The sequence below is a fragment of the Burkholderia sp. SIMBA_051 genome (assembly GCF_046534915.1).
In the GTDB taxonomy this organism is placed as follows: Bacteria; Pseudomonadota; Gammaproteobacteria; order Burkholderiales; family Burkholderiaceae; genus Burkholderia; species Burkholderia ambifaria.
Genome location: NZ_JAWRXS010000003.1, coordinates 545,168 through 569,769, shown reverse-complemented (window position 1 = coordinate 569,769; position 24,602 = coordinate 545,168). Strand labels below are relative to the sequence as shown.

Annotated in this window: 20 protein-coding genes; 7 read left to right on the top strand and 13 right to left on the bottom strand. The window is 69.9% G+C overall.

The genetic code is table 11. From position 1 onward, the window contains the following. Nucleotides 1–7: 7 nt before the first annotated feature. Nucleotides 8–1,198 carry an NAD(P)H-dependent flavin oxidoreductase gene (locus SB771_RS10105; protein ID WP_175660853.1) on the bottom strand — a complete coding sequence of 397 codons (1,191 nt, stop codon included), beginning with the start codon at nucleotides 1,196–1,198 and terminating at the stop codon, nucleotides 8–10. A 127-nt stretch (nucleotides 1,199–1,325) separates the two neighbouring features. Next, the gene (locus SB771_RS10100; RefSeq protein WP_175660854.1) at nucleotides 1,326–2,762 is read right to left on the bottom strand and encodes an aldehyde dehydrogenase family protein; all 1,437 of its coding nucleotides are present in this window, start codon (nucleotides 2,760–2,762) and stop codon (nucleotides 1,326–1,328) included. 267 nt (nucleotides 2,763–3,029) lie between these two features. On the opposite strand from SB771_RS10100, the gene SB771_RS10095 reads away from it, so the two are divergent. After that, nucleotides 3,030–3,395 (top strand): hypothetical protein, encoded by a 366-nt coding sequence (locus tag SB771_RS10095; RefSeq protein WP_011656964.1) that lies wholly within the window; start codon nucleotides 3,030–3,032, stop codon nucleotides 3,393–3,395. Nucleotides 3,396–3,544: 149 nt separating this feature from the next. Here the strand turns inward: SB771_RS10095 and SB771_RS10090 are convergent, their stop codons facing one another. The 9 genes from SB771_RS10090 to SB771_RS10050 form a co-directional block, all read right to left on the bottom strand. Beyond that, nucleotides 3,545–4,783, bottom strand: coding sequence for an MFS transporter (locus SB771_RS10090; RefSeq protein ID WP_175660855.1), 1,239 nt, complete (start codon nucleotides 4,781–4,783; stop codon nucleotides 3,545–3,547). A gap of 54 nt (nucleotides 4,784–4,837) precedes the next feature. Continuing rightward, nucleotides 4,838–5,632: a 2,3-dihydro-2,3-dihydroxybenzoate dehydrogenase gene (locus tag SB771_RS10085; RefSeq protein ID WP_208446596.1), complete on the bottom strand. Its 795-nt coding sequence runs from the start codon at nucleotides 5,630–5,632 to the stop codon at nucleotides 4,838–4,840. After that, a complete protein-coding gene (locus SB771_RS10080; RefSeq protein ID WP_175660856.1) occupies nucleotides 5,629–9,543 on the bottom strand; it encodes a non-ribosomal peptide synthetase in 3,915 nt (1,304 codons plus the stop codon). The genes SB771_RS10085 and SB771_RS10080 overlap by 4 nt, the downstream gene beginning before the upstream one ends. A 44-nt stretch (nucleotides 9,544–9,587) precedes the next feature. Beyond that, a complete protein-coding gene (locus tag SB771_RS10075; protein ID WP_175660857.1) occupies nucleotides 9,588–9,914 on the bottom strand; it encodes a DUF2218 domain-containing protein in 327 nt (108 codons plus the stop codon). Beyond that, a complete protein-coding gene (locus SB771_RS10070; RefSeq protein WP_175660858.1) occupies nucleotides 9,911–10,786 on the bottom strand; it encodes an isochorismatase family protein in 876 nt (291 codons plus the stop codon). Before SB771_RS10070 ends, SB771_RS10075 begins: the two co-directional genes overlap by 4 nt. A gap of 48 nt (nucleotides 10,787–10,834) precedes the next feature. Beyond that, on the bottom strand, nucleotides 10,835–12,451 hold the full coding sequence (locus SB771_RS10065; protein WP_175660859.1) for a (2,3-dihydroxybenzoyl)adenylate synthase: 1,617 nt from the start codon (nucleotides 12,449–12,451) through the stop codon (nucleotides 10,835–10,837). Next, complete coding sequence (locus tag SB771_RS10060) at nucleotides 12,448–13,632, bottom strand: isochorismate synthase (protein WP_175660860.1); 1,185 nt, start codon at nucleotides 13,630–13,632, stop codon at nucleotides 12,448–12,450. The genes SB771_RS10065 and SB771_RS10060 overlap by 4 nt, the downstream gene beginning before the upstream one ends. 44 nt (nucleotides 13,633–13,676) lie before the next feature. Beyond that, entirely contained in the window at nucleotides 13,677–15,866 is a 2,190-nt protein-coding gene (locus tag SB771_RS10055; protein WP_175660861.1) for a TonB-dependent receptor domain-containing protein, read from the bottom strand. A 117-nt stretch (nucleotides 15,867–15,983) separates the two neighbouring features. Beyond that, the gene (locus SB771_RS10050) at nucleotides 15,984–16,955 is read right to left on the bottom strand and encodes a helix-turn-helix transcriptional regulator (RefSeq protein ID WP_175660862.1); all 972 of its coding nucleotides are present in this window, start codon (nucleotides 16,953–16,955) and stop codon (nucleotides 15,984–15,986) included. Between the two features lie 161 nt (nucleotides 16,956–17,116). Between SB771_RS10050 and SB771_RS10045 the strand changes: the two genes are divergently transcribed. The 5 genes from SB771_RS10045 to SB771_RS10025 all read left to right on the top strand — a co-directional run bounded on the left by SB771_RS10045 (nucleotide 17,117) and on the right by SB771_RS10025 (nucleotide 21,745). Next, entirely contained in the window at nucleotides 17,117–18,238 is a 1,122-nt protein-coding gene (locus tag SB771_RS10045) for an ABC transporter substrate-binding protein (protein ID WP_175660863.1), read from the top strand. A 1-nt stretch (nucleotide 18,239) separates the two neighbouring features. Next, nucleotides 18,240–19,181, top strand: a complete 942-nt coding sequence (locus tag SB771_RS10040) for an alpha/beta hydrolase (protein ID WP_175660864.1) — start codon at nucleotides 18,240–18,242, stop codon at nucleotides 19,179–19,181. Beyond that, a complete protein-coding gene (locus tag SB771_RS10035; RefSeq protein WP_175660865.1) occupies nucleotides 19,178–20,242 on the top strand; it encodes a FecCD family ABC transporter permease in 1,065 nt (354 codons plus the stop codon). Before SB771_RS10040 ends, SB771_RS10035 begins: the two co-directional genes overlap by 4 nt. Next, nucleotides 20,235–21,044 carry an ABC transporter ATP-binding protein gene (locus SB771_RS10030; protein ID WP_175660866.1) on the top strand — a complete coding sequence of 270 codons (810 nt, stop codon included), beginning with the start codon at nucleotides 20,235–20,237 and terminating at the stop codon, nucleotides 21,042–21,044. The genes SB771_RS10035 and SB771_RS10030 overlap by 8 nt, the downstream gene beginning before the upstream one ends. Nucleotides 21,045–21,169: 125 nt before the next feature. After that, a complete protein-coding gene (locus tag SB771_RS10025) occupies nucleotides 21,170–21,745 on the top strand; it encodes a polysaccharide deacetylase family protein (protein WP_175660867.1) in 576 nt (191 codons plus the stop codon). Between the two features lie 12 nt (nucleotides 21,746–21,757). Here SB771_RS10025 and SB771_RS10020 read toward each other — a convergent pair whose 3' ends face one another. Beyond that, complete coding sequence (locus SB771_RS10020; protein WP_244096788.1) at nucleotides 21,758–22,750, bottom strand: phosphotransferase; 993 nt, start codon at nucleotides 22,748–22,750, stop codon at nucleotides 21,758–21,760. On the opposite strand from SB771_RS10020, the gene SB771_RS10015 reads away from it, so the two are divergent. Further along, the gene (locus SB771_RS10015; protein ID WP_105834481.1) at nucleotides 22,749–23,438 is read left to right on the top strand and encodes a cephalosporin hydroxylase family protein; all 690 of its coding nucleotides are present in this window, start codon (nucleotides 22,749–22,751) and stop codon (nucleotides 23,436–23,438) included. The genes SB771_RS10020 and SB771_RS10015 overlap by 2 nt on opposite strands. Here SB771_RS10015 and SB771_RS10010 read toward each other — a convergent pair. Beyond that, nucleotides 23,395–24,600 (bottom strand): glycosyltransferase, encoded by a 1,206-nt coding sequence (locus SB771_RS10010; protein WP_175660868.1) that lies wholly within the window; start codon nucleotides 24,598–24,600, stop codon nucleotides 23,395–23,397. The genes SB771_RS10015 and SB771_RS10010 overlap by 44 nt on opposite strands. Between the last annotated feature and the right edge of the window lie 2 nt (nucleotides 24,601–24,602).

Below are 24,602 nucleotides of genomic sequence, written 5' to 3'. Positions count from 1 at the left end.
ATATTCGTCAAGCCAGCGTAAACATCGGACGGTTTGTCGCAGGCTCGGCCGCGCGGCCCGTCAGCAGCAGATCGAGCAGATCGCGCACACTGCGGATCGCGTTGCCGAACGGCAGCGCTTCGCGGCCGCGGAAGAACAGGCCGTTCGCGACGTCGCCGCGCAGCGCGGCCGCGAGCCGCGTGTCGATGCAGAAATGGCCGAACTTCTCGATGCCGTCGCGCAGCCCGCAGACGCTCAGGCATTCGAGCGCGGTCGGGCAGCGCTGCCGGAACGCGCCGAGCTTGTTGCGAATGCGCGTTTCGTTGCGCAGATAACGATCGAGCCAAGGGGTCTTCACCGCGCGCGCCGGCAGCCCCGTCACGCTGACGAATTCGACGATGTCATCAGGCAGCGCATCGGCCAGCACGCGCTTGAAGTTCGGATGCGCGTCGCCCTCCTCCGTCACCGCGAACGGGGTGCCCACCTGCACGCCGTTCGCGCCGGCCGCGAGCGCCGCGCGCACCGTGTCGTGACTGTTGATCCCGCCCGCAACGATCAGCGGGATCGTGTCGCGCGTGAGGCCGAGCGACGCCATCACCTGTGCGGTCTCGTCGAGCACGCGCGCGAAATCGAAGCGCGCATCGTGCATGTCGTCGATCTGCGTGACGCCGAGGTGGCCGCCCGCATGCGCGGGATGCTCGATCACGATCGCATCGGGCAGCCGCCCCTTCTTCATCCACTTCTTCAGCACCAGCGCGATGCCGCGGCTGTCCGACAGGATCGGGATCAGCGCGATGTCGTGACCCTGCGTGAGGTCGGGCAGATCGAGCGGCAGACCGGCGCCCATCACGATCGCATCCGCGCCCTCGTCGCACGCGACGCGCACGTAGTCCGCATGCGCGCTCACCGCCTTCATCACGTTGACCGCGATCATCCCGCGCCCTTCGCTGTAGGTTTTCGCGAGGCGAATCTCGCGCGCGAGCGCGTCGAGGTTCGCGGCTTCGAGCGTCGCGCGGTCGGGGTTCGCGCGGCAGCGCGCGAGCAGGTCCGCATGGTGGTGACGCAGGTCGATGCTGGCGATCGTGCCCACCGCGCCTTCGCGCGCGACGCTGCCGGCGAGGCGGTGCGCGGAAATGCCGACGCCCATGCCGCCCTGCACCACGGGCAGCAACGTGCGGCCGCGAATCTCGAGCGGCGGGAAGGAAGTGCGTGCGGTCATCTGAACCTCGTCGAAACATCGAAAATCGGAAACGCGATGATCGACGATCCACCGGCGCGCACCTTGACGGCCGTCAATAAAAAACGGCACGCGAGCGTGCCGTTTCGGGTCATGCAGGGTAAAACGCTCAGGCCGGATTCGCCGGCTTGAGCTGCATCGACTTGTACTCGAGATACTCTTCGAGCCCGTACACGCCGTTCTCGCGGCCGTGTCCCGACTGCTTGTAGCCGCCGAACGGCGCGGCGCCGTTCCACATGCCGCCGTTGATGTCGACCTGGCCCGTGCGGATGCGGCGCGCGACGCGCATCGCGCGTTCGTCGCTGCCCGCCCACACCGCGCCGCCGAGCCCGTACGGCGAATCGTTCGCGATGCGCACCGCTTCGTCTTCGTCGCGATACGTGATGATCGACAGCACCGGCCCGAAGATCTCTTCCTGCGCGATCGTCGATTTCGGATCGACGCGGCCGAACACCGTCGGCTTCACGAAGAAGCCCTTCGCGAGCCCTTCCGGCAGGCCCGTGCCGCCCGTCACCAGTTCCGCGCCGTCGTCGATCCCGCGCTGGATATACGCCTGCACGCGCTGCTGCTGCGCGGCCGACGCGAGCGCGCCAAGGCGCGTCGCTTCCTCACGCGGATCGCCCGCGACATAGGCTTCGGCCGCCTTCTTCGCGATCTCGCGCGCCTCGTCGTAACGCGCCTCCGGCACCAGCATCCGCGTGTGGGCGGAACAGGTCTGGCCCGCGTTCAGGTAGCACGCGTTGACCGTGCCCTTCACCGCCGTCGCGAAATCGGCATCGTCGAGGATCACCGACGCCGACTTGCCGCCGAGTTCGAGCGCGACGCGCTTCACGCCCGCGGCCGCGAGTTCGGCCACGCGCTTGCCGGCACGCGTCGAACCGGTGAACGACACCATGTCGACGTCCGGATCGGTCGCCAGCACCTCGCCGACGACCGGGCCATACCCGCACACGAGATTGAACACGCCCGGCGGCAGGCCCGCTTCGTGAATCGCTTCGGCGAGCATGAACGCATTGAGCGGCGCGACTTCGGACGGCTTCAGGACGACGGTGCAGCCGGCCGCGAGTGCCGGTGCGACCTTCAGCGTGACCTGGTTGAGCGGATAGTTCCACGGCGTGATCGCCGCGACGACGCCGACCGGCTCGCGCACGACCAGCGAGTTGCCGACCGTCGCCTCGAATTCGAACGATTCGGCGAGCTTCGCGTACGCCTTCCAGTTGTAGATCGGGCCGCCGACCTGGATCGCGCGCGACAGCTTGATCGGCATCCCCACTTCGCCGGTGATCGACTGCGCGAGTTCCTCGCTGCGCGCCTGCAGGCGCTCGACGAGCTTGCGCAGGTAGCCCGCGCGCGTCGCGGCCGGCGTCGCGGCCCATGCGTCGAATGCCGCGCGCGCCGCGCGGATCGCGTCCTGCGCGTCCGACGCGACGCCTTCGGGAATCCGGCCGATCACGGCCTCGGTACCCGAGTCGATCACGTCGATCGTGCCCGTGCCGGCCGGTTTGCGCCATGCGCCGTCGATGTAGAACTGGTCGTAGATTTTCATCGTTTTCCGCCTCCAGGGAAGCCAACATTCTAGCGAGCGTTTCCGTCCGCTGGTGTGACGATTGACAGCCATTCGAAAGGACCCGGCGCTATCGCGCCCTTGCTGCGCCGCCGGCGACGCAGGCCGGCGCGCCCTCCGCGCAGCCGCCGCCGCGTCAGCATCCGCCCGGGTGCGCGGGCAGGCTCGCATCGTGCTATGTTTTTATTATCGGCATCGGCCCATCGCGGCCGGCGCCGCCCGGAATCGACGCATTTCGTGAGCGCTGCCATGTCCGACGCATCCCACACTCTCGGCTCGCAAGACCGCCTGGAACTGCTTTGCTGGCTCACCTGCGGCAATCTCGGCGCGTTTTACCTCAACGAATCGTGGCCGGACGCCACGTTCCAGGTCCAGGCCGCGCACCGCTGGCTCGACCGCCATCACCGTCAGGCCGACTGGCTCGCGGTCGCCCGGCTCGCGGCGCTCGCGCAGGACATCGCGAAGCGGCATGCGGGGTTCGTCGACGCGTCGTGGGCGCGCGACGCAGTGGAGGAAATCGTCGATACCGACGATCTCGACTATCGGGCGAAACTCGTGCAATGGGTGTACGAAGACTGCTGCAAGGCGCTCGCGGACAAGCGGCTGGCCGATTGAGCCGCATCTGGAGCCGCATGCGTGCAGGCGGCTCACTCGCTATGCGCCCGGGTTTTATCGTCGATGCGGGCGCAGCAGCCGGAATGGCTGGCGGGGTACGGCGCGCGCGCACCGCCGTCTGAGCCGGCGCGCGCGATGCGCGAAAACCGTCACGCCGCCGGCGAGCGCGCCCCAACGCCGCATGTCGCGACGCATACGGCCGCGAGCACCACGCCGATCGACACGAACGGCGCCGCCGGATGCAGTTCGTACAGCATCGTGCCGGCCAGCGGTGCGACGACCATGCCGAGCCCTTGCGCCATCGACATCGTACCCGCACACGCGGCCTGCTCGTGCGCTTCAACGCGGGTGCTCGCGAGCGCCGCGACCGCGGGGAATGCTGCGCCCATCCCGCACGCCGCCACGAAGTAGCTCGCGCACAGCAGCATCGGGTGCCCGGCCGGTGCGGCCAGCGTCGACACGAACCCCATGCCACCCGCCAGCGCACCCCAGCGCAGCCATTGGAGCGGCGCGACCGCACGCAGGCGGCCGACCACCGACTGCGCCGCGATCAGCCCGATGCCGGCGCTGCCAAGCACGTAGCCGGCCACCCTCGACGCGTCGCCCGTTCGCACGTGCAGCCGGTCGATCACGTAAAAGCCGAGCACGCTGTTCGCGATCATCACCGCGCTGTACAGCGCGAACGCGCTGCACCACGGCAGGCGCACGCGCGGATCAGTCGGCTTCAGCCGCGGCGACGCCCGCCGCACTGCATGCGCGCCGTCGTCGCGCAGCCGTCGCAGCCCCGCCAGTCCGGCGAGCGGCAGGAGCGCGAAAACGGCGAGCGCGAGCGTCATGTCGAACCCGGCCAACCAGCCCGCAAGTGGCGGCGCCAGCACCATCCCGATCGCACCCGCTGCACCGAATCGCGCGATCACGGCCGCGCGCCCCGTGGCCGGCGTCCGGTCCGCGATCCACGCCATGGCCGCGACGGGCAGCCCCGCATAACAGCCGCCCATCGCCGCGCGCGTGACGAGCAGCGCGGCAAAGCCCACCCATACCGGCGGCACGGCGCTGCCGCCGTCGCGCAACGCCCAGCCAACGTAGCCGGTCAGCAGCAGCGAACTCGCAACGAAGCCGCCGATCGCCGCGCGCATCGCCGGCAGCCGCCCGCGGGTGTCCGCCACGCGCCCCCACCGCGGCGCGGCGATCATCCACACGAGCCCGACGATGCCGATGATCGCGCCGACGTGCAGCGGCTCGAGATGCATGCGCCGCGCCATCGGTCCGGCGATCGTGACGAATACATAGGTGCCGGCCACCATCGCGAAATTGGCGAGCAGCAGCGGCAGGAAAGACTTGCCGGCATCGGCCGGCGTAGGCAGCGAGTCAGCGGAAGTCGTCGACATAAGGTGTTCCGATGAAAGAAGGTAAACGTCGGGCAACGGAAGGCGGATGGGCGCTCACACGCCGAGCGTCGCGCCGCCGTCGACGCACAGCGTGTGCAGTGTCACGTGGCGCGCGGCATCGGACAGCAGGAACAGCACGGTGCCGGCGACGTCGTCGGGGGCCGCAATGCGGCCGAGCGGGATGCCCGTGCGATAGGTTTCGAGCGAACCCGCGATGACGCCCGCCGGGCCTTCCGGGCCGCGCCACAGTTGGCGCTGCATCGGCGTGTCGGTCGAACCCGGCGCGACGATGTTGCAGCGAATGCCGTGGCCGGCCAGTTCCAGGCCGAGGCAGCGCGTGAACTGATGCGCGGCGGCCTTCGACGCGGCGTAGGCGGCCATCTGCGTGCGCGGCACGAGCGCTGCATTCGACCCGACAGTCACGATGCTGCCCGCGCGCCGCTCGATCATGTGCTGTGCGACCGCGCGCGACAGGTGGAACACGCCATGCGCGTTCACTGCGAAGCAATGCGCCCAGTCGTCGTCGGTCAGCGACGTCGCGGCCGCGAGCCGCAGCACGCCGGCGACGTTCGCGAGCATGCCGATCGGGCCGACCGTCACCTCCACGTGCTCGATCGCCGCGCGCACGGCGCGCGCGTCGGCCACGTCGACCGCGAACGGATGGACGCGGCCCGGCGCCGGCGGGCGATCCTCGTTCGCACGCGCCAGCGCGTCTCCGTCGGTGTCGAACGCGGCGACGTCGACGCCGCACGCGGCGAGCGCGCGAACCACCGCGGCGCCGATCCCGCGCGCCGCGCCGGTCACGACGGCCACGCCCGCCGGAAATGTCATCTCGGTTTCCCTGCTCATCGATTCGCGTTCCTCATAACGGTTTCCATGTCGGCCCATGCGGCAAGCCGTTCGGTCAGTGCGGCGCCGATCGCCGCCATCGGCTCGGGATCGGACATCCCGTCGTGCGAGCAGTCGAGCGCCACGCAAGTCGGCAACGCCACCGGCCGGAGCGCGGCCCAGCTGTCGGGCGTCGGCGTGCCGGGCCGCTTGCGGGTCGCGTTGAACAGCAGCAGTTCGCCGCCGTAATGCGGGGTCGGCGCCGCGCGGAACTGGCGCATCTGCCGCAGCGTCGCGCCGACCAGCGCGTCGAGCCCCGCGCCGCCGAGCGCTGCGAACGGGCTGTTCGCGCGCAGCAGGCGCTGCCGCAGCAGCACGTCGGACAACGCCGCCGTGTCGAAATCGCCGTTCACCGTCAGCAGGATCCGCAGCGCGTCGCCAGTCTCCGGCTGTGGCTGTGCCGTCCACGCGGACGACGGATAACTGTCCATCAGCGCGAGCACGCCGACCGGCGCGCCCGCGCGTTCGAGGGCCGCGGCGACCGCGTACGCGAGCGCGCCGCCCAGCGACCAGCCGAGCAGGTGGTACGGACCGTCCGGCTGCAGCGCCCGTACGCGCCGCACATAGGTGTCGACGAGCGCGTCGAAATCGGCCGCGCCGTTCGTGTCGCCGACCGACAGTTGCAGCCCGTCGATCGTCGTGTCGGGCAGGTACGCGGCGAGGCGCAGGTAGCTCCACGCGAGGCCGTCGGCCGGATGGATGCAGATCAGCCGCTGCGCGGGCGCGCCGGCCGTCTGGATCGCGAGATGCGGTGCGAACGCATCGCGCTCCGCGCGCGGCCGGTACGGCAGCGGCGTGCGCAGCGCGGCCGTCAGTGCCGCGACCGTCGCATGGCGGAACAGCATCGACACAGGCACATCGCGACCGAGCGCGGTCGCCAGCCGTGCGCTCATCTGGATCGCCTGTAACGACTTGCCGCCGATGTCGAAGAAATTCGAATCCGGCGTCAGCGCGACGCCGCCGAGCACGCTGCGCCACGCGTGCATCACCTGCCGTTCGAGCGCGTCGGCGCGCGGATCGTCGTCCACGCCGATGCGGCCCGCTATCGCCAGTTGCCGCAATGCGTTGCGATCGGTCTTGCCGTTGACGTTGCGCGGCAGCCGTTCGAGCACGTGCCATGCGTCGGGAATCGCCGCGGCCGGCAGCGCGTCGGCGAGCCGCGCCCGCAGCGCGGCCGTGTCGTCGACCCCGGCGACGAACGCCGCGAGTGTCGTCACGTCGGCGTCGCCGCGCAGGGCGACGACCGCCGCCTCGCGCACATCCGGCGTGCGCAGCAGCCAGTCCTCGATCTCGCGCGGATCGATGCGCACGCCGCTGATCTTCACCTCGTGGTCGATCCGGCCGTCGAACACCAGCCGGCCGTCGCGCACGGTGGCGAGATCGCCGGTCCGGTACGCGCGCACGCCGCTCCCCGGCAGCCTGACGAAGCGCCCGGACGTCAGCGCCGCATTGCCCGGATAGCCGAGCGCAAGCGCGTCGCCGCACAGCACCAGTTCGCCCGTGCGGCCCTCGGCCACCGGATAGAGCCGCTCGTCGACGACACACGCGTCGACGCCCGCGCGCGGCGTGCCGATCGGCACCGGCTCGCCGTCGCGCCAGATCGCACCGGGGCCACTCACGCAGGCGGCCGTCGCGATGATCGTCGTTTCGGTCGGCCCATAGGTGTTCAGCAGCGCCAGATGCGGCAGGTGCGCATGCCAGCGCCGGATCCGCTCCGGCAACGCGGCCTCCCCGCCGATGATCGTCAGGCGCACGCCGGCGAGGCGCTGCGCATGGCGTGCGTCCAGTGCGTGGGCGAGCACGTGCCAGTAAGCGGTCGGCAGATCGAGCACCGTGATGCGGCGGCGTTCGACCTCGGCCGTAAACGCGTCGACCGAATCGAGCATCGCGTCGTCGCGCAAGACGAGCGTCGCGCCGTTGCAGAGCGTCGCGAATATCTCCTCGAAGCTCGCATCGAAATGCAGCGGCGCGAACTGCAGCGTGCGGTCGCCCGGACCGATGCGATACAGGTCCCGCGTGCTCGCGACGAAATGCGCGAGCGCGCCGCGCCCGACCAGCACGCCGTTCGGCCGGCCGGTCGATCCCGACGTGTATAGCAGGTACGCGGGCCGGGCCGCATCGGGCGCCACGCACACCACGTCGTGCGGCAACGGCACGCGCGCCGCGTCCAGATCGAGCACCAACCGCTCGCCCGCGCATTCGCGATACGCATCGCGCGTGATCACCAGTGCGGGCGCCGCATCGGCCAGCATCGCCGCGACGCGCTGCGGCGGTCCGTCCGGATCGATCGGCACGATCGTCGCGCCGACCTTCAGCACGGCCAGCATCGCTGCGATCACGTCGGGCGCACGCGGCGCGGCGATCGCGACGCGTGCATTGCACACCACGCCCCGTCGTTCGAGTTCCGTCGCGAGTGCAGCGGCATCGGCGAGCAGCGAGCGGTAGTCGATGCGCCGGTCACCGGCCTCGATCGCCGGGTGCGACGGTGCATCGCGCGCGATGCGCTCGATCCGCGCGAGCACGTCGTCGCACGGCCCGGCGATCGGCGCGCCGCGCACGATCGACGGCGCGGGCATCCCCTCGAGCAACGCGCCGACAGGCACGTCCGGCGCCTGTTCGGCAAATGCGTCGAGCCACTCGGCAAGGTTGCGTGCATGCGCGGCGAGCACGGCCTCGTCGTACGCGTTCGGGTTCGCTTCCAGCGTCAGGTGCCACATGCCGCCACGCACGGTGAGTGTCACGTTCAAATCCTTCACCGGGCCACCGCTCACCGCGCGCGTATCGCTCGCGAGCCCGTGGAACGCGACCCGCCGTTCGAACGGCATCACGTTGACGGCCTGATTGAACAGGAACGCGTTGCGCTCCAGCAGCCCGAGATCGCCGCGAATCCAGCCGTACCGGTAATACAGATGCGGCCGGATCGCGCGCAGGCGCTCCGCGCATTCGCGCGCGAGCGCACGCGGCGAGCGTTCGGCGTCGACGTGCATGCGCAGCGGCACGATGTTCATCGCCATGCACGGCACGCCGAGCGCCGGCGTGCCGAGCCGGTTCATCACCGGCAGCCCGAGCGTCATGTCGTACTGGCCGCCCTGCTTCGCGAGCCAGATGCCGACCGCGCACAGCAGCCACGCATTCCAGTCGACGTCGACTCGCTCGGCGGCCGCGCGCAGCGCGTGCACGCGGTCGGCGTCGAACACGCGCGTCGCTCGCCGCGCGTCGGCGGCGATGTCCTGCTTCGGCGCGAGTACGAGCGGCGCGGGCACCTCGCGCAGATGCGCACGCCAGAACGCGCGATCGGCATCGAAGCCGCCGTCGGCGCGATAACGCGCCTCGGCCTCCACAACGCGATCCAGCCGCCAGTCGGGCAGCGCCGGCAGCGGCCCGCCGCCGACGCGCGCGTTGTAGCGGGCGACCACGGCCTGCTGCAGCAGCCCGTAGCCGAAGCCGTCGAGCGCGATGTGATGCACCTGCAGATACCACCAGTGCCGGGTCGGCGACAGCCGCAGCAGCGCGGTCCGGTACAGCGGATCGGCTGTCACGTCGCAGCAGACCGACAGCGACGCCTTCATCCACGCGTGCGCCGCCTGCACGGGATCGGCTTGCGCCGACAGGTCGACGAGCGGCAACCGCGTGCGCGGCGTCCGGCGCGCCTGCCACAGCGCATCGTCCTGCCACACGAACCGCATGTGCAGCGCGTCGGCGTGATCGAGCACGGCCTCGACGCTGTCGGTCAGCGCGGCGACGTCGAGCGCGCCGTCGAGCTCGACGGTCTCGGCCGTCAGATAGCCCGGATCGTCGGAGTCGACCTGTTGCGCGACCCAGATTCCGTATTGCGCGGCAGTCGCGCGGATCGGCAAGGATTCGTTTTTCATCGGCAGGCTTGCTCCGAAGTTCGTTGAGCCGGCGGCGGGCCGAGTCATGCGCCCCGCTCCCATGCGACTACCAGCGCCCGGTTGCGCGACATCAGCACGAGGTGCTCGTCCATCACGTACTGGATCTGCTCGAGCCGCTCCGAAGAATCGGCTTCGCAGCGCAGCTGCAGCACGTCGTCGATGCGCAGCATCCGGCAGACGCCGTACGGGAAATCGATGGTCGCGCGATGTTCGTCGAACACGACCGGTACCTTGATCGCGTAGTGCTTGCACAGCTTGAACAGCACGCGGTCTGCCTGCGGCACCGACACCTGCGCCGTGCTGACGAACGACGCCGGACGGGCATCGGGCATCGCCGGATGCGCCGTCATGCGCTCACCTGCGCCGCGCGCTGCAGCACCTGCGTCCATGCGCCCAGCGTCGGCTGCTCGGCGAGCTGGACGAACGTGACGTCGTAGCCTTGCGCGCGCCACTGCTCGACGAGCGCCATCATCCGGATCGAATCGAGCCCGCAATCGACCAGATTGTCGTGCTCGCGCAGGTCGGCGGCCGGTATCCGAAGGCTGCGGGCGACCTGCGCCGCGATCGCGACGAGCATGGGTGCCGAATCATCCGCCGGCGCGACGCTTACGAGCGCGTCCGTGGTCACCGCCATCCCGCAGCGGCCCGCCACGTAGTCGAGCGCCATTCGGTGCTCGCGCTCGGAGAAATCCGCGAGCGCGTCGGCGACGAAGAACGGCTGCACGTCGCGCATGAACGCATCGCAAGCGGTCATCAGACAGCCGATGTGCGCATAGATCCCGCAAATCGCAAGCTGGTCGCGCGCCTGCTCGCGCAGGCACGTCTCGAGCGGCGAGCGCCGGAACGCGCTGTAGCGCCACTTGTCGAGCACCGTGTCGCCGGACGCCGGTGCGAGCGCGTCGCAGATCGCCGCGCGCGACGGCTGCGCGGTGAGGCCCGGTCCCCACATGTCGGTCAGGAGCGCCCGGTCGGCCGCTGCCTGAGTCGCCGGCTGCGCGGTGTAGTAGACCGGCATCCCGGCCGCACGCGCGAAATCGATCAGGCGGCGTACATGCGCGACGAGCGTCGGCACGGGCGCGGCCGCACGGTCATAGAAGTCGAGGAAGTAGTCCTGCATGTCGTGCACGAGCAGCGCCGCGCGGTGCGGGTCGAACCGCCAGTTCACGCGGTTCGCCGGCAGCTCGGCCGGCATCGGATAGGAAGCGATTTTCGGAATGGCCATGATGGACAGGATTGGAATGGAGGAATCGACCGGACGTCGCCGCGCCCGTCAAGCGGCGGCGGCGAGCCGATCCGCGATGTGCTGTCGAAGCGCGCGCTTGTCGATCTTGCCGACCGGCGTTTTCGGGAATGCGTCGACGAATTCGATCCGGTCGGGCACCTTGTACGCCGCCACGCCCTGTTCACGCACGAAGCGCACGAGATCCGCCACGGCCGGCGCCGGCACGCCGCGAATCACGTACGCACAACTGCGTTCGCCGAGATACGGGTCGGGCATCGCGACCAGCGCCGCGTCGACGACACCCGGATGCGCGAGCAGCAGGTGTTCGATCTCCTCGGCCGGGATCTTCTCGCCGCCGCGGTTGATCTGGTCTTTCGCGCGCCCCTCGACGACGAACTGGCCGCCCGCCGTCAGGCGGACGCGATCGCCGGTGCGATAGAAGCCGTCCGCCGTGAACGCGCGCGCGTTGTGCGCGGCTGCGTCGTAGTAGCCGCGGATCGTGTACGGGCCGCGCGTCAGCAGATGGCCGACCTCACCGGGTGCGACCGGGCGGTCGTCGTCGTCGACGATGCGGACCTCGTCGTCCGGCGAGATCGGGCGCCCCTGCGTGGCGATCACCACGTCGCGCGGATCGTCGAGCCGCGTGTAGTTGACGAGCCCTTCGGCCATCCCGAACACCTGCTGCAATTGCGCGCCGAAGCCGTCGGCCGCGCGGGCCGCCAGCGCCGGATCGAAGCGCGCGCCGCCGACCTGCACGAGTTCGAGGCTCGCGAGCGCGCCGCGCCGCTGCGCGGCCGCTGCCAACCACACGGGCACGAGCGGCGGCACCAGTGCCGCCACTGTCACGCGCTCGCGCTCAATCAGCGGGAACGCGGCATCAGGGCTCGCGCCGTCGCTCAGCACGACGGTGCCGCCTGCATCGAAGACGCCGAGCGAACCCGGCGAACTCAGCGCATAGTTATGCGCGGCCGGCAGCGCCGCGAGATAGACGCTGCGCTCGGTCAGCCCGCAAATGCGCGCGCTCTCGCGCACGCTGTACAGGTAGTCGTCGTGCGTGCGCGGGATCAGCTTTGGCGTACCCGTGCTGCCGCCCGACAGTTGCAGGAACGCGATCTCGTGCGCGCCGGGCCCCGGCGGCAGCGCGACGCCGGGCGCCGGCTCCGGCAGTGCGACGCGCGTATTGCCGGGCGCGGTGAACAGCATGTGACGCAGCGTCGGCGCATCGGCGCGGATCTCGCTCGCGAGCGCCCGGTAGTCGAACCCGTCGTGCCGTTCCGCCGCGACATAGGCGACCGCGCCCGCGTGCCGGCAGAAGTAGCCGATCTCGCGCCGGCGATGCGCGGGCAGCGCAAACACCGGCAGTGCACCGATCCGGAACAGCGCGAACGTCACCGCGAAGAAAGCGACGCAGTTCGGCAACTGCACGACGACGCGCTCGCCCGGCACGATCCCGCACGCGGTCAACGCACGGGCCGTGCGTTCGGCTTCCGCCGCGAACGTCCGGTACGACCAGCGCAGATCGCCCTGTACGAGCGCGACGCGTTCGGCGTGCCGCGCGACGCGTTCGTCGAACCATTGCGCGAACGACTGGCCGAGCCAGTACCCCTTCTGCCGATACGCCGCGGCGAACGCGTCCGGCCACGGCGTGCATTTCGCGGACGTCATGCGAACTCCCGCGCGGCGCCCGTTGCGGCATCGTGATCGATACCGAGCGCATCCAGCATCGTCCGGAACTTGGCGGCGGTTTCCGCGCGTTCGCCGTCGGGCGTCGATTCGCCGACCACGCCCGCGCCCGCATAGAGCCGCAGCGTGCGGTCGAACGCCTCGGCGCAGCGGATCGTGACGACCCACTCGCCGTCGCCCCGTGCGTCGACCCAGCCGAGCATCCCCGCGTAGAAGCCGCGATCGAACGGCTCGGCATCGCGAATGCAGTCGCGCGCCGCCGCGCGCGGTGCGCCGCAGACGGCGGGCGTCGGATGCAGCGCGAGTGCGAGCGTCAACGCATCCGCATCGGTTTCGCCGCACACCTCGGTCGACAGATGCCACATCGTTTCCGTATGGACGAGCGACGGGCGCGCCGGCACGTCGAGCCGCCGACACAGCGGCGCGAGGTTGTCGCGCACGGCTTCGACGACGACCCGATGCTCGTCGAGATCCTTCGCGGACGCCAGCAGCGCCTGCGCGCGGCGCCGGTCCTCGACCGGATCACGGCTGCGCGGCGCGGAGCCCGCGAGCGGATTCGCGCGCACGACGCTCCCGAAGCGGTTCACGAGCAGCTCCGGGCTCGCGCCCAGCAGCGTGCGACCCGCGCCGAGATCCACGGAGAACGTATAGCCGTGCGGATTACACGACGCGAGTCGCGCGACGAGCGCCGCAACGTCGACCGGTGCGTCGCCGGTCGCCTCCAGCGTGCGCGCCAGCACCACCTTGTCGAGCTCGCCCGCGCGAATCCTGGCGACCGCCTGCGCGACCGCGTCCGCATAGGCATCCGCGGACGGCACCTCGCGCGTCGCGTAGCGCGTACCGGCACGCACGGCTGCCCGCTGCGCGCCGAGTGGCCGCGCGCGCAGCATCGTGCGCGCGACCCGCAGCACGGCCGGCGCGTCGACGTCGAACGGCACCGCACCGACTACCGCCGCGCCCGCGTGGCCGTCGGCCCGCGCGCGGTGCAACGCGTGGTTCACGCGCGCCGCGAGCGGTGCGTCCGCAGGCGGGATCGCCTCCGCGACATCGCAGACCAGCAGCGTATGCGCCGGCGTTGCGAGAAACAGCGGGGTATCCGCGCGATACACATCCCACACACTATGGGGTACTAATAATTCATCAGGTCGGGAAATCGCATTCATGATATTGCCTCCAGATTGAATGAGCCGGCGTGCCGGCCATGCCGTCACATTTCCGCGGTCATGCTCACTGCGATGCGGCGCCCCTGGTCGACGAGCCAGTTGCCGCTCAGCCCGGTCGTGCGCGTGCGATCGTCGATCGGCACCATCTTGTTGGTCAGGTTCAGCACCGCGAAATTGACCGAGAAACGCTTGTCGATCCGGTAGCGCCCGCCGAGATCGAAGGTCGTCGTCGACGGCCGCTCGCGCACGCCCTGCGCGCCGTTGCGGAACGCGGCCCAGTATTCGCTGCCGCTGTAGTTCGCCGTTGCGTAGAGATCGAGCTTGGCTGTCGGCGCCCAGTCGACCTGCACGTTGAATTTGTGCTTCGGCGTCTTGTCGAGCGGATAGCCGTCGAGCGAACTGCCGTTGAACGCCTTCTCGCCGCTGCCCTCCCGCCGCGATTCGGTCAGCGTGTATCCACCCGACATCTTCAGCGTGCGCGACAGGCGCGTGCCCGCGCCGATCTCGAGCCCGTACAGCTTGACCCGGTCGATGTTGTCGTACACGTAGATGTTGCGGCCCGGCGAGCGCGGATCGGCGTTGCCCGTGTCGTAGCTCGCCACCTTGTTCTTGAACAGGTTGTTGAACAGCGTCAGGCCCGCGTACGTGTCGCCAAGGTCGTAGCGCACGCCGAGTTCCTCGGTCAGGCTCGTCTCCGGCTTGAGATCCGGATTGCCGCACAGCGTGCCGGGGACCGCGCCCGCCGCGCCGCCCGACGTCATGCAGTAGCCGGCCGTGCTCTGGCGCAGCGAGGGCGGACGGAAACCGGTCGATACGCCGCCGCGCACCGTCCATGCGTTGCCGAGCTGGTACACGCCGTAGACGCGCGGGCTCACGTGGCTGCCGTAGCGATCGTCGTGATCGAGTCGCACGCCGGTCGTCAGCGTGAGGCGGGCGTTGAAGAAGTAGTCGTTCTCGCCGAACAGCGCCCACGCGTTGCGTGCGACGCGATCCGCATTGGCCCCATGCCCTTTCGGCACCGCGTCCTGCACGCTGACGCCCGACAGCCTCGACCAGATGTGCTGGCCGCCCACGGTCATGATGTTGCGCTCGCCCCACCACGGCACCGCGGTCTTGGCTTCCAGGATCGTGTCGGTCAGCGCGGGCTTGACCGGCGAACGCCCGGCCGGCGTCCACTGGTCCTGCACGCCGCGCTCGCCGTACAGCGACACCGTCGTGTCGCCGAAGCCCCAGCGGCCGTCGTGCGTGATGCCCCAGTAATCGCGGACATGACGCGTCTCCGTGAGCGCGGTGGCCGCCGTGCGCGGCGTGAGCGGCGCGGCGCTCTTGCCCGGCGTGCTGAGATAGGTGAGCTGCTCGCGCCCGACGTTCACGCTCACGTCCTGGTTGCTTACGGGTTTCGCGGACAACTTCACGTCGAAGCTGCCGATCCGTTGCCCGTTCGCCCCGCCCGTTCCGCTGTTCGGGTAGTAGATGTCGTCTTCGCCGCGATGCAGGAGACGCCCCGATGCCTGCAGCCCGAGCACGTCGGATTTCAGCGGGCCGCCGAGCCAGAAGTCGACGCTCTGCGTGTCGCCCTGGTTCGATTCGAGCTGCCATACGCTGCCGGCCGTGATCGTGCCGCCCCAGCGCTTCGGCACCTTGCGCGTGATCACGTTGATCACGCCGCCCATCGCGTCGGCGCCGTACAGCGACGACATCGGCCCGCGCACGACCTCGATCCGCTCGATCGCGGACAGCGGCGGCATCAGGTTCGACTGCACGCCCGCCGTGCCGCGGTTCATCGTTTCGCGCGTGTTCTGGCGACGGCCGTCGACGAGAATCAGCGTGTACTCGCCCGGCATCCCGCGAATCGAGATGTCCTGGTCGTTCGGCGATGCACCGACGACGCTCACGCCCTCGACGTTGGCGACGATCTCGGCGACCGACGTATACGGCTTCGCCTCGATCTCTTCCCGGGTGATCACCGAAATGCTCGCGGGCGCCTCGCGGATCGCCTGCTCGCGGCGGCTCGCCGTGACGACGATCTCCTTCATCGCGGCCGGATCGGCGGCGGCCTCCGGCGACGCGGATTTGTCCGGCTTGGCCGGCTTGGCCGGTGTGGCGACGGCGGATGCGGCGGCGGGTTCCGCCGTTGCGTCAGGCGTCTGCGCCCACGCGCACGGCGCACCCATCAGATACAGACCGGCGACGACGACCGGCTTCAATACAAAGCTTGCGGCTTGACTCGACATGGTGGCGCTTTCGACGTTTCGTAATGTGATTGATTCTCATTTGCATTATGAAACATGTAATCCACCGAAATCTTTGCGTAAGCATCGAAGTCGTTTGAGCGCCGTCGCCGGCCGTCGTCAGCGCTTGTCGCTGCGTCGCGCGAGCGTCGGCGTGACGCCGAAGCGGCGCTTGTAGGCTGTCGCGAAGTTCGCGGCGCTCGTATAGCCGGCCAGCGCTGCGGCCTGCTTGACGCTCACCGCGTCGCGTTCGAGCGCGAGCCGCGCGCGTTGCAGATGATGTTCGCGGACGAAGTCGAACACGGTCGTGCCGTAGGCCGCACGAAACTGGCGCTGCATCGCGTTCGCGCTCATCCCGGCGTGCCGTGCGATGTCGTCGATCGACAGTGCCTGCGCCGCGTCGCTCGCGAGGAACGCGCGCAGTTCGGCCATCCGTCGAAAGTCGCGCGAGCCGAGCGACGCGTCCGCCGCCTGTGCCGCGTCGGTCTCGAGCGGCGTGAACGCCTCGGCGAGCAGTTCGAGCACGCGGCTCTCCAGATAGATCGCCTGCAGCATCGGCTGATAGGCGGGTGGCCGCACGATCTGCTCGGCGAGCGCCGTCGCGCGCGGCGTCGGCTGCCAGAAGCGGATCGCGAGATGGGCGGACAGCATCGTGCCGAGCTGTTCCGGCAGGACACCGCGGCTGGCTGCCTGCAGATGGCCGAGCCATTCGCCCGACATCGCGAGGCTCAGCCGCCGCGCATAACCGCCCTTGCTGAGCCGCCTGCGGAACGTGTCCGGCTCGACGGCGTTAAGCAGGAACGACTGCATCCGCACCGCGGGCCGCGCGGCTTCACGATCCGCGCGACCGGTGCGGCGCCCGTCGGTCGTCAACACCACGCGCCGGCTGCCGTACGACACGTCGAGTGCGCCCTCGAGCAGCAGCACGAGATGCAGGCCCGGCGAACACTGCCCCGACATCACGGCGTCGAATTCGTCCGTTGCATCGTCCGAATGGATCCGCAGCCCGGGCCGCACCTCGCGGATCCGCGCGACGTGCGCGTCGTGTCGGTTCCGATCGGAATGGAAAGCGGCTGGCGTCAGCGCTGTCATGTCGTCATACCCCCGCGCGCAGGCGTCGTGCGCCTGCACAAACTATTTTCGCGTTCAATCAAACATCCGACGCCCATGCCGCGGCTTCGGCTCGGCTACAATTAAATGAGAATTATTCTCGTTTATAGAGTATCGGGAGTCACGTGAAAAAGACAAGCGGAATGTGGGCCATGCTGGGCGTATGGCTGTGCGGATGGCTCATGGTGCATACCGCACAGGCGGACACGACGACCGTCACCGACCTGGCCGGGCGGCAGGTCCGGATTCCCGCGCGCGTCGAGCGCGTGCTGCTCGGCGAGGGCCGTCTGCTGCCGGCGCTGGCGGTGGTCGACGGCGACGATCCGACGCGCCGCCTCGTTGGCATGATGGGTGATTTCGAGCAACTCGATCCCGCGAGCTACGCGCAATGGCTCGCGCGCTTCCCGCGCCTGAAGGACGTGCCGCGCATCGGACGCTCGCAGACCGGCAGCTTCAGCGACGAGCGCGCGCTCGCGCTGCGTCCTCAGGTTGCGATCTTCGGGCTCGGCGGCGGCCACGGCCCCGGCGAGCGCGATCGCGAAACGCTCGCGCGGCTCGAGGCGGCCGGCGTCGCAATCGTGTTCGTCGACTTCCGGCACGACCCGCTCGTCAACACGCCGCGCAGCATCGCGCTGCTCGGCCAGGTATTCGGCTCACCGCAGCGCGCGGCGGAATTCAACGCGTACTGGCAACAGCAGCTCGACCTCGTCCGCACGCGGCTCGCGACCGCGCACCCTGCCGCGCCGAGCGTGTTCCTCGAAAGCCGCGTCGGCCTGTCGAGCGACTGCTGCGACACGATGACCGGCATGATGGGCCGCCTCCTCGACGCCGCCGGCGGCAACAACGTCGCGAAAGGCCGCGTGCCCGGCGAGCACGGCACGCTGAACCCCGAATACCTGCTGAGCCGCCAGCCCGATTTCTACATCGGCACCGCGATCGGCTCGCTCCAGACGCTGCAAAGCGCGCCGCAACGCATCGCGCTCGGCGCCGGCGTGCCGCACGACGCCGCCGTCCGCTCGCTCGACCGGTCGCTGAAGCGGCCGCAGATCACGCGGCTGCGCGCGGTCCGTGAGCGGCGTGCGTATGCGATCTGGCATCACTTCTACAATTCACCGTTCAACGTCGTCGCGGTGCAGGTGATGGCCAAGTGGCTGCATCCGGCACTGTTCTCCGATCTCGATCCGCGCACGACGTTCGACACGATGGTGCGACGCTTCCAGCCCGTTCCGCTTCAAGGCGAATACTGGATGCAGGAAGGATCCTGACATGCAGATGCCCGCCTCCTCCATGCGCCGCGCCCTCCTCGTCGCCGGATTGGCCGGCCCGCTCGGCGGCCGGCTCGCGCCCGCCTGTGCCGCCGATGCACCTGCGTGGCCCGGCCTCGACGCCGCGCCCCCGGTCTTCGTGCCGGACAGCTGCCAGTTCGACGTGACGATCGCCGGCCGCACGCGGCGCCTGTTCGTCGCGTTGCCGGCCGAGCGTTCCGGTTCGGCGCCCCATCCGGTGCTCACCGTGCTCGACGGCAATGCGCTGTTCCCGCTCGCGGCGCAGCTCACCCGCAATCGCCACGCACGGCCGGACGGCACGCGCGACGCCGAGGCCGTCGTGATCGGCATCGGCTATCCGGTCGACGGGCCCTACGACATGGCCGCGCGCGCCGACGACTACACGCTCGCGCCGTTGCCGAACGGCCGCGGCGTCGTCGCGGACCGCTTTCTCGACTTCATCGAGCACGACCTGCAGCCGTGGCTCGCCCGCCAGTTGCCGGTCGATCCCGAGCGGCAGACGCTGTTCGGTCACTCGTACGGCGGCCTGCTGACGCTGTACGCGATGCTCACGCGCGCGCACCTGTTTCGGCGCTACGTGGCCGCGAGCCCGTCGATCTGGTGGGGCGAGCGCGCGCTGCTGCCCTATGCCGACCGGTTCGCCGCGCAAACCACCCCGCTCGCATGGCCGCTGCGCGTCCTCGTGACCGCAGGCAGCCTCGAGGAAGGTGCACCGAACCCCGACGCCGAACGGATGCGCCGCCAGCAGGCGCGCAAGCAGGTCAGTTCCGCCCGCGACTTCATCGCGCGCGTGGGCCGCCGCCCAGGGCTCGACGCCGCGTTCCGGCTGATCGACGGCGAGGATCACGGCGGCGTCGTGCTGCCGAGTCTCGCGCTGGCGTCACGCGTGGTGTTCGAGCCCGCGTCCGGAGCGCCCGCATGAGCACGACGACCCCCGTTTCGCCTTCGTCGCTGCGAGTTCGCTATCGCGCAGTCGCCGCGCGGCGTGTCGGTGCACTGGCCGCGCTCGCATGCGTGCTCGTCGCGCTGCTCGTCGTCGACGTCTCGACCGGCCCATCGCCGTTTCCGCTCGCCGATGTGGTCGGCGGCCTGGTCCGGCCCGACGGGCTGCCGCTCGAACAGCGCGTGATCCTGTGGGACGTGCGGCTGCCCTATGCGCTGATGGCCGTGCTCGTCGGCGCGTCGCTCGGGTTCGCCGGCGCCGAAATGCAGACCGTGCTGAACAACCCGCTCGCGAGTCCGTTCACGCTCGGCATGTCGGCCGCCGCGAGCGTGGGCGCGTCGCTCGTCGTGATTTCCGGCTGGCACCTGGTGCTGTGGAACGAGAACGTCGCGCTGTCGCTCGGCGCGTTCGCGTGCGCGTGCGTCGCGACGCTGCTGATCGTCTGGCTCGCGTGGCGCCACGGCGCGACGACCGAAACCGTCGTGCTGTTCGGCATCGGCCTGATGTTCAGCTTCGAGGCCCTGCAGTGGCTGCTGCAGTTCATCGCCGATGCAAATGCGTTGCAGCAGATCGTGTTCTGGAGCATGGGCAGCCTGGCGCGCTCGACGTGGGGCAAGATCGCGCTGCTGACCTGCGTGTTCACCACCTGCACGCTGTGGGCGAGCGTCGACGTCGCGTCGTTGACGGCGCTGCGCGCCGGCGACGAGCAAGCGCGCAGCATGGGTATCTCGGTCGAGCGGCTGCGGCTCGTCGCGCTCGCGCGCATCAGCCTGCTGTCCGCGACGGCGCTGTCGTTCGTCGGCACGATCGGTTTCGTCGGCCTCGTCGGGCCGCACGTCGCGCGGCTGCTGGTCGGCGACGAGCATCGCTACTACCTGCCGGGCGCGGCGCTTGCCGGCGCGATCATGCTGGCCAGCGCGTCCGTGCTCAGCAAGACGCTGATTCCCGGCGTGACGCTGCCGATCGGCATCATCACCGCGCTGGTCGGCGTGCCGTTGTTCATGCTGCTCGTCAGCCGGCGCAGGAGGCTCCATGGCTGAGCCGATGCTGCATCTCGACGCGCTGTGCGTCCGCTACGGCGCCCGGGTCGTGCTCGACGGGCTGTCGCTCGCGCCGGTCGAGCCGGGCACGACGGTCGGGCTGCTCGGGCCGAACGGCGTCGGCAAGTCGACGCTGCTGCGCGCGCTGGCGCGGCTTGCGTCCGCGACCGGTCGCGCGACATTCGGCAGCTTCGACCTGCTGGACGGGTCGCGCCGCGAACACACGCGGCAGGTCGGCTATCTGCCGCAGACCTTGCCGCAACCGTCGTCGCTACTCGTGTACGAAGCCGTGCGCAGCGCGTTGCGCGCCACCTGCGGCGGCCTGTCCGACGCGACGCGCGACCGGCGTTTGCAACAGGTGTTCACGCGGCTGCGGCTGCACCCGCTGGCAATGTCGCCACTCGACCGGTTGTCGGGTGGCCAGCGGCAGATGGTCGGGCTCGCGCAGGTGCTCGTGCGCGACACGCCGCTGCTGCTGCTCGACGAACCGACCAGCGCGCTCGACCTGCGCTGGCAATTGCTCGCGCTCGAGGCGGTGGGCGAGGCGGCCCGCCAGCGTGGCGCAATCGTGCTGGTCGCGATGCACGACCTGAATCTCGCCTCGCGTTTCTGCGACCGGCTCGTGCTGCTGAGCGCCGACGGACTCGTCGCGGACGGCGCGCCTGCCGACGTGCTGACGCCGCCGAACCTGCGGCGCGCGTACCGCGTCGATGCAAGGGTCGAACGCACGGCGTCGGGCGATTATGTCGCGCTGGCAGAGCGGGCAATTCCGGACGAGCCGGCGCTTGCTTGCGACAATTGAGCGATTCGACGCTTGAGCACGGGCGGTTGCGCGCGCATGCTTTCGCTCGCTGACAACGCACGACCGATCAGCCTCCGGATTGCGCTATCGTTCAGGTTCCACTCACACGACGCGCCGTCCACGCGATGTCCATTCACCTCAGTTTCGACGACGGCCCCGGCCCGTCGACGCCGTCGTTGCTCGACGTCCTGCGCGACGCATCGTGCACGGCGACCTTCTTCCTGCTCGGCACGAACCTGGCGGACGCGCTCGACGTCGCGGCGAGAATGGCGCACGAAGGCCACCGGCTCGGCAATCACACCCATTCGCACGCGAGACCGGGCGCGCTGGCGGACGACGTGCTGATCGACGAGATCGAGGCAACCGACGCGCTGATTCGCGAGGCCTGCCGCCGCGCCGGCGTTCCTGCGCCGGACGCGATCCCGCTGCGCCTTCCGTACGGGTTGATGCCGCGGGACAATCGCGCAGCCGTGCTCGCGCGCCTGCAACGCGAACACACCGGCTGGACCGCGATACTGGATGACTGGCAGCGGCCGGCGCCGTCGCCGCAGGCGCTATTCGACGCAATGTGCGCGCATGTCGACGCCAGCGCGGCGCGGCATCGCGACGTGCTGTTCTGCATGCACGACGGATCGCGGCACGGCGAAGCGCGGCCCAACACGGTCGAAGCCGTGCGCCTGTTCCTGAATCGGCAGCGCTGACGCGACGGCCGGCTAGCTTTCGGGCGCCGCCTCGTCCAGCAACTGGCGCCAGCCGCCGAGAAATCCGATGCCCGGCCCCGGCATCCACAGGCCGCGCTGCGCGGCTTCGAGATGGATCAGCGTCTGGTCCGCGCAGAACAGCACCCTCAGCGCATCCCGCCTCACGCGCATCCAGTCCGGCGCAGCGTCAGGCCGCGTCGCTGCGTAGGCTTGCAGGCCGGCTTCCCAGCGCCGTGCATCGAATACGAAGCGATCGTCCGTGGCCGCATCGCGCGACAGCGCGAACAACGCAAAGGCCGCCTCGAGCCATTGCGCGCCCTGCCCCACATCGTCGAAATCCAGCACGCCGTTCACCGCATTGCCCACATACAGCAGGTTACCCGCGTGATAGTCGCCGTGCAGCCACTGCACCGGCCCCGTCAGCCAGCGTGCGGCGGCGTCGAGATGCGCGCGGATTCGCCCGATCACCGTGGCGTAGTCACGGCCCAGATCGCCCGCCAACGACGGCATCGCCCGCGCGGCGACGCGCGCATGGCGCGCCGACAGCCACGCCAGCGGTGCCGATTCGCTTACGGGTATCGACGCCAGTGCCGCATGCAGATGCGCGAGCGCACGCATCGCATCGATCGCGCCGGCCTGCGCATCGTCGGGCAGTCCGGGATGTCCGTCGATATGCTCGAACAGGTGCAGCCAGCTTCCATCGGCGGCCTGCACACCGGTTTGCGCATCCACGGTCGGCCGCAGCCGCGGCAGCGCGGGCAATGTCGGCGCCGTGCGCAAACGGCCGAGACGCCCGAGTATCGACGCCTCGCGATGCACCTGCGCGACCGGCTTGCCGGACCACGACACGCGCAGCACCGTGCGCCCCGCGGCGCACTCGACGAGGTACGTTTTGTTAGTATGGCCCGACGCCAGCGCCTGCAGGCGCGCCGGCGCGATGTTCCAGTACCGGTGAAGCCACGGTTCCAGCGTTTTCACGTCATTCCTACTCGTTGCATTGACCATGTCAGAGCGTCCTTCGGCCCGCATGCGGGACATCAACATCGAATGGCTGACGCGCGCCGCCGAATTCGACCATCTGTTCCAGACGCGCTGGCTCGGCGAGCGCTTCTTCCATCTGCCCGGCGACATGCTCGCGCTGCAGGAACTGATCTGGCGCGCGCGTCCCGACTGCATCGTGCAGACCGGCATCGCGGCGGGCGGCGGCGTCGTGTTCTCCGCGTCGATGCTGGAATTGACGGGTGGCCACGGCCGTGTGGTCGCGATCGAACCGCGCCTGCGCGACGAGGTCAGGCAGCGCCTGCAATCGCATCGGCTCGCCCATCGCATGGTGCTGATCGAAGGCGAATCGTGCGCAACCGACACGCTCGCGTCGGTACGCGCGCAGATCGGCGACGGGGCGCGCGTGATGGCGATCCTCGATCTCACGCATACGCACGCGCACGTGCTGCGCGAACTCGCCTGCTATGCGCCGCTCGTGACGCCCGGCAGCTACGCGATCGTGATGGATACCATCATGGAGTATCTGCCCGAGTCGATGTTCGACGGCAAGCCGTACGGCAGAGGCAACAACCCGGCCACGGCCGTGCATGCGTTTCTCGCCGGCGACGACCGGTTCGAAGTCGACCACGACATCGAGGACCGCGTGCTCATGACGCTGTCGCCAGGCGGCTTCCTGAAGCGAGTGCGCTGATCAGGCGGGCGGCCTGCGCCGAACCGTCGCGCGCGTAGCTCGCGCGGATCCGCGCCGCCTGCTCGCGCAACGATCCGGGACGCAACAGGCGTTCGAGCGCGTCGGCAATTTCCGCGACGCCGGCCTGCTGCAGATCGAGCACGCATCCCGCGCCGGCCCGCTCGACGAAGTGCGCCGAATGGAACTGGTCGTTGCAGAACGGCGACAGCAGCATCGGCACGCCGCACGCGAGCGACTCCATCACCGAATTCGCGCCGCCGTGGCTGACGAACGCGTGCGTGCGCCGCAGCAGCGCCAGCTGCGGCGCGTAACGCACCGCGACGACGCGCTCGTCATCGACCGGCAGCAAATCCGAATCGGCCAGTTCGCCCACCGACAGCACCAGTTGCGCCGACGTCGTGCGCGTCGCGTCGATGACTTTCGCGAACAGGTCCGGGTGGTAGTAAAGCTGGCTGCCGAGCGACATGTAGACGAGCGGGCGATCCGCGTCGAGGCGTTCCCACGGGAACGCCGTCTCGTCGCCGCGCGGGCCCGAAGGCATCGCCGGGCCGACCAGTTCGACACCGGGCGGCGGCGTACCGACCAGCGCGTCGGTCGTGAACGCGAGCGTCAGATGCGGCGACAGGATGTCGCAACCGCGAAAACGCGCGTCGAGACCGTAGCGCGCGAACAGGCGCGTGCGTTCCGGCTCGAGCCATCGCACCGTACGGAGCAGTTCCGAATCGAGCGCGTCGGGCAGCACAGGATTCAGCGAATTGGACATCGAGACCCACGGCAGCCCTTCCAGCTCCGCGGCGATCGCCGCTGCGTAGAGCAGCGGATCGATCACGACCACGTCGGGGTGCCATTCGCGCAGCACGGCGCGGATGCCGTCCACCTGAGCGGGCGCGAGGTCGATCAGCAGCGTGCGGATCCAGTGCCTCAGCCAGTCGGCGTCGCGAATGTTCGCGGCGAAGCTCGCGCCGCGCGACAGATCGTGGCGTTCGGGCGTCTCGCGCGGCCCGACGAATGCAAAGCCGCCGGCGCCGTCGAGCTGCGCGCTGATGTCGGCCGGCGCGTAGAACGCGACGTCGCAGCCGGCCGCGCGCAGATGCTGGGCCGGGCCGATGCACGGATTGACGTGGCCCTTCTCGGGCACCACGCAGAACAGGATGCGTTTCATGA